Raw genomic sequence first — 16,252 nt, 5'->3', positions numbered from 1 at the left:
TCATGGCGGACAGCAGGCTGCCGCCGCTTTAGCTTTTGCCGTTTCTTTATAAGGCTGCGAAAAAGGAGCAACATTCCAATAGGAAGGAAAAGGCGAGCATGGGCAAAGCCGGCCACAAAGGGCCGGGAGAAGCGGCGGCGAGGACATTTTCTCCGCAGCTTCCGTGACGGCGAAGCAGCCGCCAAGCAAAAACAGCGCTGCCGGTACCATGAAAGCGCAAAAATATTGTTCCCGCCCATAGCCAAACGGATGCAGGTTGTCGGCGGGTTTTTTGACTGCTTTTGGCCAAGCGGCAGGAGCAGTTGGTTGTCGGCGGCGGCACAAGAAGGGATTGCTTCCGCCGCCGCGCTATTTTTAACAGCCGCTGTCCGTAAGTGTTTCCGCCAATTTCAGGACATGGCGCTCTTCGCTTTGCAGAAGGAGATCCAAGTCGGGAAAATCCAGCTTTTTCGCATAGCGCAGCCGGAAAAGCAACAATTCGTGGGTAACCTCAAAGTAATCTTCAAGTTCTTCTACGGTGCACAGGCGTTCGGCGTGAACGGCATGCAGCAGGTTGCTGTCGGGCATGAGGTAAAAGCAGGACCATTTTAGCGCCCGAAGTTCGGTTTTTATGTGGTTGAGTTTCCAGAAGCGGCAGTTGGCCGCTTTGTAAAAACTGGTGCCGACCGAAGTGAAATGATGCCCGAGTTCTTCGGACAATATACATTTATGCAGGCGCGGATAGTTCTTTAGTTCCGTGTGCAAGATGATTTGCCTGTTCACGCCGTCGCTGTCGTAAAGGCCGAGAGTTTTGAAGCGCTTGGCGATATTGTCATATGCTATAATTATTTGTTCCCGCTCGGCAAGGTTAAGTAGAGATTGCATGGCCGCCTCGTGTCAAAAAGGTTACAAAAGAAGGTTCGGCGGCGGGTTATGTGCCGCGCTTTTTTCTGGCGGTTTTCTCCCGCATGAATTTCAAGTATTCGGTCAGTTCTTCTTCTTCTTCAGAGGTGAGTTCGCCCCGGGGATTGATCATGTGCGCGGCGATGGTGGCAATCGGGGCGCGCACGCTGGTGCGGTCAAGCAGAAAGTCAATGGAGACGCCGAAGTGTTCGGCAACCATGACTAACGCCGCGTGGTCAGGCTCGGCCCGGCCCGTTTCCCAATCGCTTATGGTTTGCTGTTCGGTTTTCAGGGCGATGGCCAGATCTTTTTGCGTCAGGCTTTTTTCCGCGCGCAGCCCGGCCAGTTTTTTGCCAAAAGCGCCGCCTTGCGCCGGCTGCCGGCCGCCCTCCCAGCCCATGAGCCAAGCGGGGCTGGTGCGCAGGGCTTTGGCCAACAGTTCTATCTTGTCAAGCTTCATGTTGTCGATTTCGCCCGTTTCCCATTTGCGGACCGTGCTTTTTCCTACGCCGGCCACTTGCGCCACTTCTTCCAACGTCAAATCCAGTTGTTTTCTTCTGCTGTATATCCGATGTTTAATGTCCATATTTTTCCCCTGAATACTGATGCAACTTACCTGCCATTATGTATTATAGTATGTTTGTTGCTTTTAGGCAACATAAATTTGCAAAAAATAAAAAAAGTGTCGCAAAGGAGTTGACAGGTTGCAGGTTTTTTGTTATGATTTAAGTGTCGTAAAGGACACAAAAGGAGGGGACATGCTTTGGACGGGGATTTTTTGCGCAAGTTTATGGCATCTAAAGGTTACGGCATGACAAAGTTGGCGCGGGCCTGCAAAATCAGCAGAAGCGCTTTGTACCGCAAGGTCGGCGGCAAAACATCTTTTACGGTCAGGGAGGCCGGCATGTTGGCGCGGGTGCTGGCTATGTCGGCTGAAGAGGTGGCGAGGATTTTTTTTGCCCGTTAAGTGTCGCAAAGGATACAAAAAGGTTTCCGCCGGCCATCCGGCGGAAAGAAAAATTTTTGATTGGGGGCGTTTAGTTATGGATAGGCAATGTAGTGGCACAAGCAGGCAATATTGGCGTGATTTTTTGCAAGGGCCGCTTTGCCGCTGCGTTATTTGTGAAAAGGATATCTATGACGGGGACCGAGTGCTGCGGGACAACCGTTTCCGGGCAGCGCGGGCGTACATTTGCATGGATTGTTATGAAACGCTGAAAAACGAGGGGGACGAGGTAGCGCTGTTTTTGGGCGCGACTTTTGAAGAGGCTTTTTAAGCGGCGCGGCGCGCGGGAACAAAGCAAAAGGGAGGGAAACAGGTTGAAAGCCAAGGATTATTTGCGTCAGCTTGACCGAATACATAAGTTGATAAAAGCCAAGGAAGAGAAGATAAGGGAATTGCGGGCGCGCGCGGTTTACCGGCCGAACCGCATAAGTTATGAGGGGCGGGGAAACTCGCCCGGCGACAGGGTGAGCGAAATGGTGGCAAGCATCTGTTCTGTCGAGGATTTATTGGTTTTGGACAAACTGCGGCTGAGCAAGATGGAAAAGTTGACGTTGGATAAGCTGCGGGCGCTTGCCGACGAGGGCGACCGCCAGTTGCTGGAGCTGCGTTATGTCAATCGCAAACATTGGGATGAAATCGCCGACATTATGGGTTATTCGTCAATCCATGTTCGCGGCAGCCTGCACAATCGCGCGCTGCGGGCTTTTGAAAAAGCGGCGGAAGCTACGGTGGAAATATGGCCGCTGACCTTGGCATGACAGGCGCAGCATTTGCAAGGGGATGCCCCGGGAGCGGCGCCAACTTTTCTTGCTTGGACAAAGTCCCGTTCAATACAAATGATACATTGGCCTGTGCTATAATATAAACTGTGCATGAGAGCGTTCGCCGCAAGGCGGGCGCTCTTGCCGTTTGCGCGGCGTACGCGCGGCACGGGAACGAAGCGAAAGGAAGGAGGGGGATAGGTTGGCTGATTGTTTGGCGGGGATGCCGCAACGCGCCCATAACGGCGCAGATGGCCTTATTGCCGGCGAAGACGGTGTTTTGATGGTTGTAACAGAAATTTTGCGCAATGAGGACGCCAATATCCGGGACAGGTTAAAAGCGGCGGAACTTTTAGGCAAACATTTGGGCCTTTTTGCGGACAAGCCGGATTTGTCCGGTGCGGAAGCCTTTGCCGATGAACTGATGAAAGCGCGCGAGAGGATAAAAGATGCAAAATGAGGATTTGCGCGCCTTGATCCGTGATTTGGGAGCGATGGCGCACGATCCTTTAAAGTTCGTGCATTATGCTTTCCCTTGGGGCGAGGGGCCGCTGGCAGGCTTTGACGGGCCGGACGGGTGGCAAAGGGATGTTTTGCGTTCAGTCCGGGACAAGCTTTTGACGCCTTTTGAGGCGGTGCGCGAGGCAGTGGCGTCCGGGCACGGCATTGGCAAGTCCGCCTTGGTTTCCTGGCTTATCCTTTGGGCGCTTTCTACGCACGAGGAGACTAAAGGGGTAGTTACGGCCAACACGGAAACGCAGCTTAAAACAAAGACCTGGTCGGAACTGGCGAAATGGCACCGGCTGTTCATTGGCCGCAGACTTTTTGCTTTCACCGCGACGGCGCTGTTTTCTTCCCAGCCGGGATACGACAAGACTTGGCGGGTGGACATGGTGGCGTGGTCGGAGCGCAACACGGAGGCTTTCGCCGGACTGCATAACAAAGGGAAGCGGATTCTGGTCGTGTTCGACGAGGCTTCCGCCATCCCTGACGTTATCTGGGATGTTACGGAGGGGGCGCTGACGGACGAGGGCACACAGATATTTTTCTTTGCTTTCGGCAACCCGACGCGCGGACAGGGGCGCTTTTTCGATTGTTTCCATCGGTTGCGGCATCGCTGGACGACCCGCCAGATTGACAGCCGCAAGGTGGGCATGACCAACAAGAAGCAGCTTAAGCAATGGGTCGAGGATTACGGCGAGGACAGCGATTTTGTGAAGGTGCGCGTCCGGGGGGTGTTCCCGAGCGCCGGGGAAAACCAGTTTATTTCCACGGAGATTGTTGACAGGGCGCAAAAGGTGTCACTGCGCGAGGGACAGATAAAATTTGCCCCGGTGGTCATCGGGGTGGATCCGTCTTGGACGGGGGCGGACGAATTTGTAATTTTCCTCCGGCAGGGGCTTTTTTGCGAACTTCTGGCGCGGTTTGCGAAAAACGACGACGACTCCCGCATGGCCGGGATAATCGCGCGTTTCGAGGACGAGCGCAAGGCGGCGGCGGTCAACGTCGACGCGGGGTTCGGGACGGGGGTGTATTCGGCGGGCAAGGGGATGGGACGCCGGTGGACGCTGGTCAATTTCGCCGGCAAGCCTTTTGACGATTGTTATGCCAACCGCCGCGCCGAGATGTGGGGCGAGATGAAGCGGTGGCTGCTCGACGGAGGGGCGCTGCCGGCAGATGATCAGGTGTTGCGAGATGAGCTTGTCGGCCCGGAGGCGTTCATCAACCATTCGGGCAAGTTGCAGCTTGAGTCCAAGGATGACATGAAAAAACGCGGCCTGGCGTCGCCCAACCGGGCGGACGCGCTGGCCTTGACTTTCGCCGCGCCGGTGAGGCCGGGCGGGGCAAGGGCTCGGGGTGCCGATTACAGCGCTTTAAAGGGTATGTGAGAGGAGGATGTTTCGGGATGAGGTTACAAAAGGTTTTGAGGTTGGCGCGGCTGGCTTTTCTGCTGCTGGTTTACGCGGGGCTGGCCAAGGGCAAGGGGGGCGGCGAAAGTTACACGCCGCCCGCGCCCGCGCCGGCGGTGGCGCAGAACGTTTCCACGGATTCGGATCCGGAGTCGGAGGTCGCCAAGCTCGCGTCGAACGCGAAGAAGCGGGGCTGGTGGTGGACGCAGACGCAGGAGCGCCGCGCCAATTCGGGGCAGACGCTGGGAACGGGTATTTGAGCGATGGCGGGAAAAGAACATGTGCGTTGCACGGGCGTGTCGGCGCTCGGCGGGGGCGGCGGCGCGGATTTCAAGCGGGCGCCTGCGCGTCCGGGCGTTTTCGAGCGGGTGGCGCAGAGGTTCCATTGGCTGTTCGGCAACCCGGCTTACCAAAACTGCCGGACGGAGTGGCTGCGCATCCGCGACAAGCAGCTGCCTTTCGCCGGGGAGTTCGTCGACCATGACGAGGGGCGGCAGGGAACCAAGCGCGACCGGGAGGCGCTGGACGGGGAGGCGTGGCGCGCCTGCCTGGTCTTTGCCGGCGGCATGGCGTCGAACGCGACGCCGCAGAGCATCGAGTGGTTCCGCCTGGCGTTCGCCGACGCCGATTTGGAAAGCGACTGGGCGGCGCGCGCCAACTTGGACGCGCGGATGGGCATCCTGAACAAGGCGCTGAACGGGAGCAATTTTTATAACGCCGCGCACGGGGCGTTCATGGATTTGCCTTTCGGGCAGGCGCCGGTGGGGATGTTCGAGGACGCGTTCCGGGGGGTGCGTTTCGAGAACTACCCGGTGGGCTGCTACGCCTACGAGGTGGACCACACGGGGCTGCCCAATTGTTTCGCGGTGCGCCGCCGCATGACGGGCTACCAGCTTTGCCAGCGCTTCGGCATGGATTCTTTGCCCGAGAACGCGCAAAACGTCGTGAAAAGCGGCGGCGGCCTCAGGCAGTCCTGGGACGTGTGCTGGCTGGTGGAGAAGAACGCGGACTACGATCTTAATAAATTGGGCAGCGGCTTTCAGGAGTGGGCGTCCTATTATTGGCTGGACAAGTCCGGCAATGAGTTCGTCCGGGTGTCGGGCTTTCGGGATTTCCCGGTGGCGATCGCGCGCTACCAGGTGATAGGCCAGCAGGCTTACGGCTTGGGGCCGGGCTGGTACGCGGATTCGGACGCCCGCATGCTCTACAAGATAATCGACGACGCGTTCAAGAACGCGGAGCTTTTCGTGAAGCCCCCCCTGCAGGTGCCGGCGGGCATGGAGGTGGACTTTGAGCCGGGCAGGGTGTCGACGCAGTCCGCGCCGGGCATGAAGGCGGAGACGCTGTTTTCCTTGGCGCCGGTGTTCAGGGAGCTTTTCGAGATCGGCGAGGGGGTCAGGGACAAAATAAATCGGGCCTACAATGTGAATCTTTTCACGATGCTGGATCAGGAGGCGTTGCGCTCCGGGCAGCGGACGGCGTACGAACTGAGCCTGCGCAACCAGGAGCGGCTGCAGCAGCTGGGGCCGGTGGCGGAGCGGCTGAACACGGAGTTTTTGGGCGCGGTCATTGAAAGGGCCTACGCCATTTTGGAGCGGCACGGGGCTTTCCCGCCCTTTGAGCTTGACGGGGCGTATCAGGATTCGGAAATCGCCATCGAGTACACCAGCCCTCTGGCGCAGGCGCAGAAGATGTCGGGAATTGACAATATGAACCTCTTGCTTTCCATGGTGGCCAACATGGCGCAGTTCATGCCGGAGACGTTCCGTCTCTTGGACGCGGAGGCGTTCGTGCGGGCGTTCGCGGAAAAGACGGGGGTGGAGACGAAGCTCTTGAAGTCCCCGGACGCTTACCGGGCGGAGCTTGAGGCGCTGGCCAAACAGGCCGAGGCGCAGGCGGCCGCCGAGCGGGAGGCCAAGGCCGCCCCGGCGGTGGAGAGCTACACCAACGCGGCGAGGAACGTCATGGAACTGGGGCAGGGCGGCAACCCGGCGCTCGCCAACCTCATGTCCGCGATTGGGGGCGGCGGGGGATGAGCGAGATAGACAACCGCCGCCTGGCCATGTCGGATGCCGGCGTTGCCCGGTACGAAGCGAAAATGCGGGAAAAAGATTTGGAGGCGTTCGCCTTTGTCTTGGAGGACAGGCGGGGGCGCTGGCTCGTTGCCCGCTTCGCCCAGGAGAATTTCCGGGACAGGACGACTTTCAGGGCGGACGCCGAGGCGGGGTTTCGCGAGGGCAAGCGCGCCGCCGCGCTGGTGCTGTTTCAGCGGATGCGCGCGGCGAAGGAGCGCTTCGGGCAGCTTTTGCTGCTCGCCGAGGCCGAGCTTTGGGCGGCGGCAGAAGAAGCTATAAGACAAGCACAGAAGGAGGATGAGGACAGTGGCAGAGGATAACGCGGCAATTCAGTGGCAGGGGGCGCAGGGCGCTGTCGGCGACCCGGGCGCGCCGGGTACGCAGGGGGTTCCGGCGGCGGCGGCCATATCGGCGGCAGCGCAGCCGGCGGAGCCGGCGGCCGGGCAGCCGGCGGCCGGGCAGCCGCCCGCAGGGGAAAAGCCGGCGGACAAGCCGGTGGATTTCAACCTGGCGCAGGCCTTCGCCGAGGCGCGGGTGGCTTTCGACCCGGCGGTGGCAAAGGAGTACGAGAAGGTGCTTGCCGAAGCCGGGGTCAAGGACAACCAGGTGGCCAACAAGCTGGCCGGGTATGTTTTGGCGCAGGAGGGCAAGGCTTTGGGCGCCCTTTACGAGGAGGCGGTGAAGGAGTACGGCGGCACGCCCCAAGAGCCGGGGGAGAAGTTCAAGGAGGCGCAGGCCAAGGCCGGGCGGGCGATGGAGGCCTTGGAGAAGAAAGTGCCGGGGCTCAGGGAGGCTCTGTCCAAAAGCCCGCTCGACTACGACGTCCGGGTGCTGAAAGCTTTGGCGGCGGTCGGGGAGGTGGTGGGCGAGGACGGCAATTTCATGGGCGGCGGAGGCTCGTCCGGCGCGGGGGTTACGGCCCGCGATTATTTTCCGAACAGCAAGTATTGATTTTTAAGGAGGGTTCTTAAATGCCGGAGTTTTTGAAAGGCACGATTACGGACATAGGCATCGCGCAGAATGTGGACAAGCTGCACAGGGACATCATCGAGTTCCAGAAGCAGACCAACCCGATTTTGGAGGAGATGGTTCTCCAGCAGTGCAACAGCGGGACGGTGCACAAGGCGGCGCTAAGGACGGCGCTGCCGGCGGTGGCCTGGCGGATGCTCAACAAGGGGATTAAACCCGGCAAGTCCGGCAAGCGGCAGGAGACTTTCACCTGCGGGCAGATGATGGCGATGGCGCAGATAGACGAGGACGAGGTTGTCTTGAACGGCGGCGACGAGTACCGCCTGGCGGAAAACCGCGCTTTCCAGATCCAGATGAACAACACCATGGCCAGGACGCTTTTTTACGGGGACGAGAAGGTAAACCCCGCCGGCTTCACGGGACTGGGCGCGTATTATTACAGCCTGGTCAAGGCCAACTGCGAGGCGGCCGATTATGTGTTCGACGCCGGCGGCACGGGGAGTTCCCTGACTTCTTTGTGGTTCGTGGTGTGGGACGCGGCGACCATCCACGGCATTTTCCCGCAAAATACCAAGGCGGGTTTTGAGTACCGCGACAACGGGCGGGTCAAGGCGTACGACGACGCGGGCGCGGAGTATTACGTGCTGGAGGCGCAGTACAAGTGGTACTTGGGGCTGGCGGTCAAGGACTACCGCTACGCCTCCCGGGTGGCCAACATCGACGTGACGGCCGCCAACGCGGGGTTCTTGGATTTGTTGATTGCGGCCTACAACCGGCTGGAGAACGTCAGTCTCGGCAAGGCGGCGATTTATTGCAACCGCTCGGTCAAGACGCTCCTCGATAAGCTCGCGCAAAGCAAGGCGAACGTCAACCTGTCGGTGGAGACGTACGCCGGAAAGCCCACCACGCAGTTCTGGGGGATTCCCGTCCGGGTGTGCGACGGCATTTTGAACGCGGAGTCGCAGGTAGTTTAAAGGCAAGGCGGGGCGGTTCTTTGCCGCCCCTAATTTTAGGCGGGGGGATGTTGAAAGATGATTATTGAGGGCGCGCAGGTTACGGCGCAGAATTTGGCGATTTCGGCGGCGTCCACCAACACTACGCCGGTGGACTTGGGACTCAACGGGGACTATTACGACGCGCAGCCCTGGCTGTTCGTCAACTTGACGGCCGGGTTCACCGCCGGCGCGATTGCGAGCGTGAAGGTGCAGACGGCGGATGCGGAGGCTTTTGCCGCGGCGGTGGACGTCATGACGGTTACGGTGCCGACGACCATAGCGCAGACGGCGCCGGCCAAGCTTATCGTTATGAAGCTGCCGCGCGGGATGAAACGGTGGATGCGCCTGGTTGTCGCGGCGTCCGGCACGCCGGCGGGGGGCGCGGTGTTCGCCGGGCTGTCGACGGGGGCGCCGACTTAAATGGCAAGGCATAGGTGCATACGCGATTGTTATTGGAACCGCCGGCTTTACGAGGCGGGCGAGACGGTGGAGCTGGCGCAGGGCGCGCCGGATCATTTTGTTTTGCTGGACAAGCCGGCCAAGGCGCCGGCCAAGGAGCCAGGCAAGGAGCCGGCCAAGGAGCCAGGCAAGGAGCCGGCCAAGGAGCCGGCCAAGGAGCCAGGCAAGGAGCCGGCCAAGGAGCCGGCCAAAGCGCCAGGCAAGGAGCCGGCTAAAGAGCCGGCCAAGGCGCCGGCCAAACCGACGCCGGGCAAAAAATGACAAGGGGGAAAGGGGCGCGTTGAGCGCCCCTTAGCTATCAATGGACGCTATCGGCATTTGCAACATGGCCTTGAGCCAAATAAAGGCGCGCGGGATTTTGTCCTTCGACGACAACACGGAGGAGGCCTACCAGTGCCGGCGGATGTACGACTTTTGCCGCGAGGCGCTCCTTCGCCAATGCCCCTGGGCTTTCGCGCGCCGGATCGCGCCTTTGGCCCTGACTAATCACACAAGCCCTCTGTGGGGCTTTTTGTACGCGTATCCCGCCGACTGCGTTTTTGTCCGGCGGGTCTTCGGCGGCAAGGGGCCGGCGGCAGTTTTTGAAAGCCGGCAGGAAGGTTCTATGGGCAGGGGCTGGGACGTTTTCAGCGTGTCGGAGGCCGAGAAGGTGATCGCGGCCAACATCCCCGCCGCGCATCTTGACTACACGCACGACGTGAAGGACGCCGGGCTTTTCCCGCCGGACTTCGTTGCCGCCCTCTACTACTATCTGGCGGCGGAGCTGTCCATGTCGCTGGCCGCCGACGCGAATTTGAAACAGCTTAATTTTCAGCTCATGCAAAGCGCCTTGCGCGAGGGCATGAAGCAGAACGGCAACGAGAGCAAGGGGTGGCTGGAAAGGCGCAGCGCCGTTTTGGAGGCGAGATTGTGACGGTCAACGTTTTGCAGTGTTCGTTCACGGGCGGCGAGGTGGCGGAGGACGTGGCCGCCCGCGTGGATTTGGAGAAGTATCAGGAATCGCTTTTACGTGCGAAGAATGTTTTTATCCGCCCTTACGGCGGGGTATATAAAAGGCCGGGGACGGCGTTCGTCAAGGCTTTCCCGCCCGGTACCGGCGCGGTCAGGCTGCACCGGTTTTCTGCGGGCGGGGGAAAGAACTTTCTTTTGGTCTTTACGCAGGGCCTTATCGAGGTTTATCTTGACGATGTTTTGGCGGCGGCGCTTGACTCACCTTTCGGGGACGCGGACCTGCCGCGCCTTGATTTCGCCCAGAGCGCCAACACGCTTTTCATCGCGTCCGGGCGGCTTTCGGTCAAGCAGCTTTTCTACGACGGCGCGGGCGGTTTTTCGCTTTCGGATTTCCCGGTGGCCGTCCCGCCTTTCGACGAGGCGAGGACGGACATTGCGCTTACCGTTTCCGCCGCGGTCGGCACGTTCAACATCACCGCTTCCGCCGCGCTGTTCGACGCCGGCTGGATGGGCGATTTCTTGAAGGTCTACCAGGCGGCGCCGGCCAAGACGGTGGACGTGGGAACGACTTCTGACGTCCTGTGCGGGGCGGGCTGGAGCTTCGTGACGCGCGGCAACTGGACGGGGACGATAACGATTGAGCGCAGGGACACGGAGGAAGGGCAGGCGGCCGGGGCGTGGTACAAGTTCAAGGAGTACAAGAGCGTTTATTCGACGGACCAGGCGAAGAACGGCGGGATGAACTACACGGATTCGGGCGCGGCGACGAACGAGCCGTTTTTCCTGCGCCTCAAGACGAGCGCGGATTTTGCGCTGACCTCGGACGGCACGGCCGGGACTTTGACATCCAACAGCTACGTGGCGCAGGGGGTGGCGAAGATAACCGCCGTAAACAGCGCGACGCAGGCGCAGGGCAAGGCGGTGAGGCCCCTGGGGCAGGCCGGCGCGGCCAAGTCTTTCGCGCGCGGGCTGTGGAATTTCGGGAACGGCTATCCGAAAAACGTGTGCTTCTTTCAGGACAGGCTCTGTTTCGGCGGCAGCGACCGGCGGCCCAACGGGCTGTGGATGTCGAGGACGTCCGACTATACCAATTTCGACGTTACGGAGGCGGCCGGCAAGCTCACCGACGACAGCGCGATAAACACCAACATTGTCGCCCGTGAGTTTGTGGACATAAAGGCCTTGGTGAACGTTTCGGATCTGCTCATTTTCACTTCCGGCGATATTTGGCTGGTTTCCGGCGCGTCCGTGGCCAAGCCGTCGGAGCTCAACATCAGGGCGCAGTCGGGTTTCGGGGCGTCCGACATCCCGCCCCTGGTCGTGGGCCCTCGGGTGATTTACGCGCAGGCGGGCAACACTAAGATAAGGGACGCGGGGTATACTTTTGAGAGCGACGGCTACTCGACGGACGAGCTGACGGTTTTCATCCCGCATTTGGCGGGGGAGTTTCTCCCGATAGTTGACCTGCAGCAGACGCGCGAGCCGGAGCAGAAGGTTTTCGCGCTGCGCGGCGACGGGGCGCTGCTTTGCTTGACGTATCTTCGGGAACAGAAGGTTTTCGCCTGGTCGACGATCGAGACGCAAGGCAAGTTCATGGCCATCGGGTCGGTGCGCTCGGAAAGGCGGGACGTCCTTTACGCGGCGGTGGAACGGGACGCCCCGGGCGGCGGCAAGGCCCTTTATTTGGAGCGGTTCACGGCGCCGGCCGCCGGCGGCAATCTTGCGGATTACTGCCTGGTCGACTGCGCCCAGTTCGTGGAGGGCGAAGGCGTTTCCACGGTTGCCGGCCTTGGGCGTTTCGCCGGGCAAAAGGTGCAGGTTATAGGGGACAGCCACCTTTTCGACGAAGCGGGCTATCTGGTGGCGGACGACGGGGCGCTGGCGCTTCCCTACGCCTGCGACAGGCTGGCGGTCGGCCTCCCTTACGAGCTGGAAATAGCTTTGCCTGACCTTCACGCGAGCCTCCCCAACACGGGCAGCTCCATGGGCCACCGTCGGGTGGTGGACAAGGCGCTGCTCCGTTTGGAGAGTTCTTTCGGCGGGGTGGTGTTTACGGACGCGGGCGTTTCCGGCAGAGATATTTTCACGCTGCGCGACGTGGGGAGGAACGTTCTGTGGCCGGATTTGAAGGCGGAGCTTTTTACCGGGGTAATGCCGGTTACGCTTTCGCAGGATACCAACTACCACGGGCGGGTTGTGATAAGGCAGGGGGCGGCGCTGCCTTTCAAGCTCTCGGCCGTGGGGCGCGAGGTGAAGTTTACGTGATTGAGCTAACCAGCTCCCCGACCCGCGCGGAGCTTGAGTATATAGTGGAAAACTTGCCGGACAATACTTTGAGGGAGCTCGGCGGGCAGGACGCGGCGAAAATGGCGGCGGAATATGTGGCGGAGGCGGAAGCGGCCTACGTCGTTTATTTCGATGGGCTGCCGGCGGTGCTCATGGGGGTCACGGACAAGCACTTTGTTTTCGTGGTGGCGACCAAGGCGGCGCAAAAGCGGAAAAAGGATTTTATGCTGGCGACAAGGGAGATGCTGGCGCGGACGCTTGACCCCGGGCGGCACTCCTATGTGTGGGCGCTCATCCCAAAGTGGTACAAGGAAACGGTGCGCTGGTGCCGCTGGCTGGGGGCGCGCTTCGGGGAGCGGGTGACCGACCCGGCGATGGGCGAGTGTTTTGTGATAACTTTTACTTTGGCGGACGTGGTTCTGGGAAGGGGGAGGAGACATGGGGATAGGGCTGGCGATAGTGGGGGCGCTGTTTCAGACCTACAGCACGATAGCTGGGGCGAGGGCCGAGGCGGACGCCTATAACGCCCAGGCGCGGCGGGCGGACTACGAGGCGGCCACGGCGCGTATGCAGTCCGGCCAACTCAACGTAAAGCGCGGGGAGGAGGCGAAGGCATCGAGCTTTCGCCAGCAGGATTTGGCAAGCCGGGCGCGGTACGTGGCGGGGCAGAACACGGCGGCCTTGGGCGGCGCGGGGCTTGACGCGTCAACCGGCCTCGGGTTCGACGCCGGGGTCGCCAATTGGTCACAGTGGCTCAACGACAGCAACAAGGAGCTTATGAACCTTTACGCGTCCGACCGCAACGTGAGGCAGGACCAGAACAATTTGCAGGCCGAGGCGCTGGGGCTCGGCCAGCAGGCCAGCATGTACAGGAAACAGGCGAAAAGCGCCAAGCGCGCCGGGATGTGGAGCGCCCTCGGCGGCCTCGCCCTCAACTTCGCCACGATGAAGGCGGGCGGCCTGTTCGACAAGGCGGGCAAGGCGAACACAAACGCGATGACGACTGCATTCAACCCCGCGACCGGCAGCTATGAGTTTGCCGGGTACAAGGCCGTCAACATGCCGGCCAGGGTGAAATGACGTTGACAAAGGCGGGCGGCGGGGGTATGCTAAAGGCAAGGGAAGGGCGCGCTAACGCCCTTCCCCGACATATGCCGCCGGAAACGGCTGGCTCAGAATAAGGGTTACACGGAGTAACCGCCGACCTTAGCCGGGGCGGTTACTTGCCGTTTATGATGAGAACCACGAGGGTTGCCAATGCAATAGCGAGTGACAACGCTTCATAGACTTTCACAAACACCACCTCTTTTCTCGACCCTAAGTTGAGAATGAGCGTGGCCAACCGTTCTGTCCATGGATGGACAAATGCCGCGCCGCCATGGAAGGCGGGGAGCGGCCCCCTGATGTCTGCAATAATATTATATCGTTTAATCAGCCGCTTATCAACCGAACACTTCGCCATCCATGGCGCGTTCGGCACTTGCTCGTCCATGAGCTTCGATGGTAAGCGGCTTTCTCATGCCCAAAAACAGGAGGGAGCAAACATGCCGAAGGTCAGTTTGGAATCCAATGCGCCGGCCATTGAGTACCGGCCGCCCAACATGGCATTGGCCAAAGGCGCGCCGGAAGGTTTCGCCGTGGAAGCGCAGGGCCACAAGCAGGCGGCCTCGGAGTGGGGGGACATGGCGCGGCTCGGGGCGAAGGCGTTCCAGGCCGGGCTTGCGATGGAAAGGGAACGGGAAAGCCAGCGGGCAATTGAGGCCGACAATGCGTATATTTTGCGCATGGACAAGGTGCGGCGGGAGATATTCGATACCATGAAGGGCTCCAAGTCCGAGGGCGCGCTGGCGGTTTACGAGACCAAGGAACGGGAGGCCTTTCGGGAGACTTACGGCGCGTCCGGCATAAAATACAAGGCGGGGCAGCTGATGTTCGAGAACCTGCGCATGCGTTCTTTTATCCAGAACCGTCAGGCAATCGACCGTTGGCGCTCCGGGCAGCTTGACGAGGCGGCTTTGGCGAATGTGGACAACAGCGTTTCCAACGCGCTCAATTTCGCTATGGAAACGGGAACGGCAGATGGTTTTCGGGCTTTTGTCGCGCAAACGCGGATGGTAACGGCGGAGGGGCTGCTGCGCTTCGCGCCGGAAAAACAGGAGGCTTTGTCGCGGGATTTGATGACGAAAGCCGTTGCCGGCTACGTGACGGGGCGCGTCCGGGGCGGGGATTGGTCGGGCGCGCGCGCGGCGCTGGCCGAGGCCGCCCCCTTTGTCGACCGAGGGGCGCTGGCCAATCTGGGCGGACTGGTCGATGCTTACGAGAAAGCGAACAATGACCAGGCGGAAAACGCCCGGATCTATGTTAAGTATAACGGCAACCTTGCGGCGGCGCTGGCGGACATTGGGCAAGGGGATGCCGTGGGCGAACCCGAAGCGGGTTGGGCAGTTGCGCCCACCGCAAAAGTGGACAACCTCAAACTGCAGGCCAAAGCGGGGCTGGGGGCGGTGGCGAGGCTGCTCAAAAACTTGGGCGCCCCGGGGGTGTATGTCACGTCCGGCACGGATTCGTCCCACGCCGAAGGGCAGTACAGCCACAAGAACGGCTACAAGGTGGACATCGGAACGACTGGCCCCGGCCAGGCGGACTGGTTCGACGACCCGGCCAATCGTAAGCGGTTCGTTGAGGCTGCGGCGCAGGATGGCATTGCCGTCCGCGACGAGTGGGAGGACACGGGCGATGCCAACTGGACCGGCCCTCACATGGACGTTTCTTTCGCTGGGTACAAGGGCGGCGGCTCTTCGTTTTCCGCCGCGCGGCGCGAGGAAAGAGTTGATTCCATAGTCGCCTATTTCGAGGGGCGCAGCAGGCTAAAGGCGATTGTCATGGGCGACGTCAAGAACAAGGCGCTCAATCGTTTCTTTGAGCTTAGAAAAAGCGGGGGGCTTAACGACGTGTCGGTGCTGGATGTGGTGTCGTCGCTTGTCTCTTCCGCCAACCTTCCCGGCGAGGACAAAACGATGTTGGAAAGGGAACTTACGGGCTTGGCGGCAAGCGCGGCCAAAACGCCGGACACGAGCAACACGAATGTCTGGTATCGCTTGCAGGCACTTTCTTTGCAAGGCCTTCTGGGGGTGGGCGATGTCGAGGAGGAGATTGCGTTGGGAAACCTCAGCGAGTTCGACGCGAAGAAATTCCTGGGCGAGGCGCTAAAGATAAGGCTCGACGAGGAGGACAAGCCGGACAAGCTGGCGGACGCGGCGTGGCAAGAGTACGCGAAGCTAAAAATCACAAGCGGCTACGAGCTGGAAAGGTTCACCCAAAACATGACCTACCTGCTGGACAGCGAAGGGGCAAGGGGCGACGCCCGCCGGGAAAGGGCGGTAAAGGCGCTTGACTACAGGGACAGCCGGTCGGCTGTTGTTGATTACATGTCCGAGGGCGCGGCGCAAAGGAAGGCGGCCGTGGAGCTTTTCGGGCAACAGGGCGGGCTGATTTCGGATTTGGTAAGCGGACGACTGGCAGACATGAGCTTGGCGCAGGGCAGGCGGCGAAGTTATGTGTCCGATTACGACGCTGCGCGGGAGTTGCAAAAGATAAAGGATTTGCTGGACGAGGGCGCGAGAGGCAACGACCCGTTTTACCAGGAGGCGCTGGACGGTTTTCTGGAGAAAGGCATACCTTTTTCCGCCGCCGGCCTGAAAGCGGCGCGAGACATCCTTGCCGGCGAAAGGGAAGATTATATTGTGCCAAGCGCGGGATACGGAGGCGTGCCCAGGCCGCGTGAGGCGCAGGAGACATATCCTGGGACGGATTATCCGGGCGATTGGTGATTGCGGCGTTTTTGCCACGGGCAAAAGCGAAAGGGGAATTTACATGGCGTGGACGGAAAGGGAAAGGGAGCGTATTTTCAAGGAACTTGGGGTGCGTCCCCGCCCGGAACATCAGTATCTGCAAAAGG

21 protein-coding genes are annotated in these 16,252 nt (G+C 60.5%); 17 read left to right on the top strand and 4 right to left on the bottom strand.

The features are described from left to right. Genes LBO03_09325 through LBO03_09315 form a run of 3 tightly spaced genes read right to left on the bottom strand, consistent with a single transcriptional unit; the run spans position 1 to position 1,468 of the window. Entirely contained in the window at positions 1 to 324 is a 324-nt protein-coding gene (locus LBO03_09325; GenBank protein ID MDR3349774.1) for a cation transporter, read from the bottom strand. 30 nt (positions 325 to 354) lie between these two features. Further along, a complete protein-coding gene (locus tag LBO03_09320) occupies positions 355 to 864 on the bottom strand; it encodes a hypothetical protein (protein ID MDR3349773.1) in 510 nt (169 codons plus the stop codon). Positions 865 to 910: 46 nt separating this feature from the next. Then, a complete protein-coding gene (locus tag LBO03_09315) occupies positions 911 to 1,468 on the bottom strand; it encodes a helix-turn-helix domain-containing protein (GenBank protein MDR3349772.1) in 558 nt (185 codons plus the stop codon). 177 nt (positions 1,469 to 1,645) lie between these two features. On the opposite strand from LBO03_09315, the gene LBO03_09310 reads away from it, so the two are divergent. The 16 genes from LBO03_09310 to LBO03_09235 all read left to right on the top strand — a co-directional run bounded on the left by LBO03_09310 (position 1,646) and on the right by LBO03_09235 (position 13,374). Next, on the top strand, positions 1,646 to 1,849 hold the full coding sequence (locus LBO03_09310) for a helix-turn-helix domain-containing protein (protein MDR3349771.1): 204 nt from the start codon (positions 1,646 to 1,648) through the stop codon (positions 1,847 to 1,849). Positions 1,850 to 1,925: 76 nt separating this feature from the next. Further along, positions 1,926 to 2,159 (top strand): hypothetical protein, encoded by a 234-nt coding sequence (locus LBO03_09305; GenBank protein ID MDR3349770.1) that lies wholly within the window; start codon positions 1,926 to 1,928, stop codon positions 2,157 to 2,159. 43 nt (positions 2,160 to 2,202) lie between these two features. After that, positions 2,203 to 2,646 (top strand): hypothetical protein, encoded by a 444-nt coding sequence (locus tag LBO03_09300; protein ID MDR3349769.1) that lies wholly within the window; start codon positions 2,203 to 2,205, stop codon positions 2,644 to 2,646. Positions 2,647 to 2,851: 205 nt separating this feature from the next. Further along, positions 2,852 to 3,109, top strand: a complete 258-nt coding sequence (locus LBO03_09295; GenBank protein MDR3349768.1) for a terminase small subunit — start codon at positions 2,852 to 2,854, stop codon at positions 3,107 to 3,109. Next, on the top strand, positions 3,099 to 4,538 hold the full coding sequence (locus tag LBO03_09290) for a terminase (protein ID MDR3349767.1): 1,440 nt from the start codon (positions 3,099 to 3,101) through the stop codon (positions 4,536 to 4,538). The genes LBO03_09295 and LBO03_09290 overlap by 11 nt, the downstream gene beginning before the upstream one ends. Before the next feature lie 17 nt (positions 4,539 to 4,555). Then, entirely contained in the window at positions 4,556 to 4,819 is a 264-nt protein-coding gene (locus tag LBO03_09285; protein MDR3349766.1) for a hypothetical protein, read from the top strand. Between the two features lie 3 nt (positions 4,820 to 4,822). Beyond that, positions 4,823 to 6,595 (top strand): head-tail connector protein, encoded by a 1,773-nt coding sequence (locus LBO03_09280; protein MDR3349765.1) that lies wholly within the window; start codon positions 4,823 to 4,825, stop codon positions 6,593 to 6,595. Continuing rightward, entirely contained in the window at positions 6,592 to 6,954 is a 363-nt protein-coding gene (locus LBO03_09275) for a hypothetical protein (protein MDR3349764.1), read from the top strand. The genes LBO03_09280 and LBO03_09275 overlap by 4 nt, the downstream gene beginning before the upstream one ends. Continuing rightward, complete coding sequence (locus LBO03_09270) at positions 6,941 to 7,585, top strand: hypothetical protein (protein MDR3349763.1); 645 nt, start codon at positions 6,941 to 6,943, stop codon at positions 7,583 to 7,585. The genes LBO03_09275 and LBO03_09270 overlap by 14 nt, the downstream gene beginning before the upstream one ends. A gap of 20 nt (positions 7,586 to 7,605) precedes the next feature. After that, complete coding sequence (locus LBO03_09265) at positions 7,606 to 8,577, top strand: hypothetical protein (GenBank protein ID MDR3349762.1); 972 nt, start codon at positions 7,606 to 7,608, stop codon at positions 8,575 to 8,577. 57 nt (positions 8,578 to 8,634) lie between these two features. Continuing rightward, positions 8,635 to 9,018, top strand: a complete 384-nt coding sequence (locus tag LBO03_09260; protein ID MDR3349761.1) for a hypothetical protein — start codon at positions 8,635 to 8,637, stop codon at positions 9,016 to 9,018. Continuing rightward, complete coding sequence (locus tag LBO03_09255; protein ID MDR3349760.1) at positions 9,019 to 9,318, top strand: hypothetical protein; 300 nt, start codon at positions 9,019 to 9,021, stop codon at positions 9,316 to 9,318. It abuts the gene before it with no gap. Between the two features lie 97 nt (positions 9,319 to 9,415). Then, positions 9,416 to 9,970, top strand: a complete 555-nt coding sequence (locus LBO03_09250) for a hypothetical protein (protein ID MDR3349759.1) — start codon at positions 9,416 to 9,418, stop codon at positions 9,968 to 9,970. Next, positions 9,967 to 12,273 (top strand): hypothetical protein, encoded by a 2,307-nt coding sequence (locus tag LBO03_09245; GenBank protein ID MDR3349758.1) that lies wholly within the window; start codon positions 9,967 to 9,969, stop codon positions 12,271 to 12,273. The genes LBO03_09250 and LBO03_09245 overlap by 4 nt, the downstream gene beginning before the upstream one ends. After that, complete coding sequence (locus LBO03_09240; protein ID MDR3349757.1) at positions 12,270 to 12,818, top strand: hypothetical protein; 549 nt, start codon at positions 12,270 to 12,272, stop codon at positions 12,816 to 12,818. Before LBO03_09245 ends, LBO03_09240 begins: the two co-directional genes overlap by 4 nt. Continuing rightward, complete coding sequence (locus LBO03_09235; protein MDR3349756.1) at positions 12,733 to 13,374, top strand: hypothetical protein; 642 nt, start codon at positions 12,733 to 12,735, stop codon at positions 13,372 to 13,374. Before LBO03_09240 ends, LBO03_09235 begins: the two co-directional genes overlap by 86 nt. A gap of 139 nt (positions 13,375 to 13,513) precedes the next feature. Here the strand turns inward: LBO03_09235 and LBO03_09230 are convergent, their stop codons facing one another. Continuing rightward, a complete protein-coding gene (locus tag LBO03_09230) occupies positions 13,514 to 13,786 on the bottom strand; it encodes a hypothetical protein (GenBank protein MDR3349755.1) in 273 nt (90 codons plus the stop codon). Positions 13,787 to 13,838: 52 nt separating this feature from the next. On the opposite strand from LBO03_09230, the gene LBO03_09225 reads away from it, so the two are divergent. Further along, positions 13,839 to 16,124, top strand: a complete 2,286-nt coding sequence (locus tag LBO03_09225) for a hypothetical protein (protein ID MDR3349754.1) — start codon at positions 13,839 to 13,841, stop codon at positions 16,122 to 16,124. Positions 16,125 to 16,252 lie beyond the last annotated feature (128 nt).

This window comes from Acidaminococcales bacterium (genome assembly GCA_031290885.1).
Classification (GTDB): domain Bacteria; phylum Bacillota; class Negativicutes; order Acidaminococcales; family JAISLQ01; genus JAISLQ01.
The sequence above is the reverse complement of the archived record's forward strand: the minus strand, read 5'-3'. Positions and strand labels throughout refer to the sequence as shown.

Bases quoted from the DNA above. Each gene is read 5' to 3' on its own strand.
- LBO03_09225 (MDR3349754.1), top strand. From the start codon at position 13,839: ATGCCGAAGGTCAGTTTGGAATCCAATGCGCCGGCCATTGAGTACCGG.
- LBO03_09255 (MDR3349760.1), top strand. From the start codon at position 9,019: ATGGCAAGGCATAGGTGCATACGCGATTGTTATTGGAACCGCCGGCTT.
- LBO03_09235 (MDR3349756.1), top strand. From the start codon at position 12,733: ATGGGGATAGGGCTGGCGATAGTGGGGGCGCTGTTTCAGACCTACAGC.
- LBO03_09285 (MDR3349766.1), top strand. From the start codon at position 4,556: ATGAGGTTACAAAAGGTTTTGAGGTTGGCGCGGCTGGCTTTTCTGCTG.
- LBO03_09275 (MDR3349764.1), top strand. From the start codon at position 6,592: ATGAGCGAGATAGACAACCGCCGCCTGGCCATGTCGGATGCCGGCGTT.
- LBO03_09315 (MDR3349772.1), bottom strand. From the start codon at position 1,468: ATGGACATTAAACATCGGATATACAGCAGAAGAAAACAACTGGATTTG.
- LBO03_09265 (MDR3349762.1), top strand. From the start codon at position 7,606: ATGCCGGAGTTTTTGAAAGGCACGATTACGGACATAGGCATCGCGCAG.
- LBO03_09290 (MDR3349767.1), top strand. From the start codon at position 3,099: ATGCAAAATGAGGATTTGCGCGCCTTGATCCGTGATTTGGGAGCGATG.
- LBO03_09320 (MDR3349773.1), bottom strand. From the start codon at position 864: ATGCAATCTCTACTTAACCTTGCCGAGCGGGAACAAATAATTATAGCA.
- LBO03_09260 (MDR3349761.1), top strand. From the start codon at position 8,635: ATGATTATTGAGGGCGCGCAGGTTACGGCGCAGAATTTGGCGATTTCG.
- LBO03_09305 (MDR3349770.1), top strand. From the start codon at position 1,926: ATGGATAGGCAATGTAGTGGCACAAGCAGGCAATATTGGCGTGATTTT.
- LBO03_09280 (MDR3349765.1), top strand. From the start codon at position 4,823: ATGGCGGGAAAAGAACATGTGCGTTGCACGGGCGTGTCGGCGCTCGGC.
- LBO03_09230 (MDR3349755.1), bottom strand. From the start codon at position 13,786: ATGGACGAGCAAGTGCCGAACGCGCCATGGATGGCGAAGTGTTCGGTT.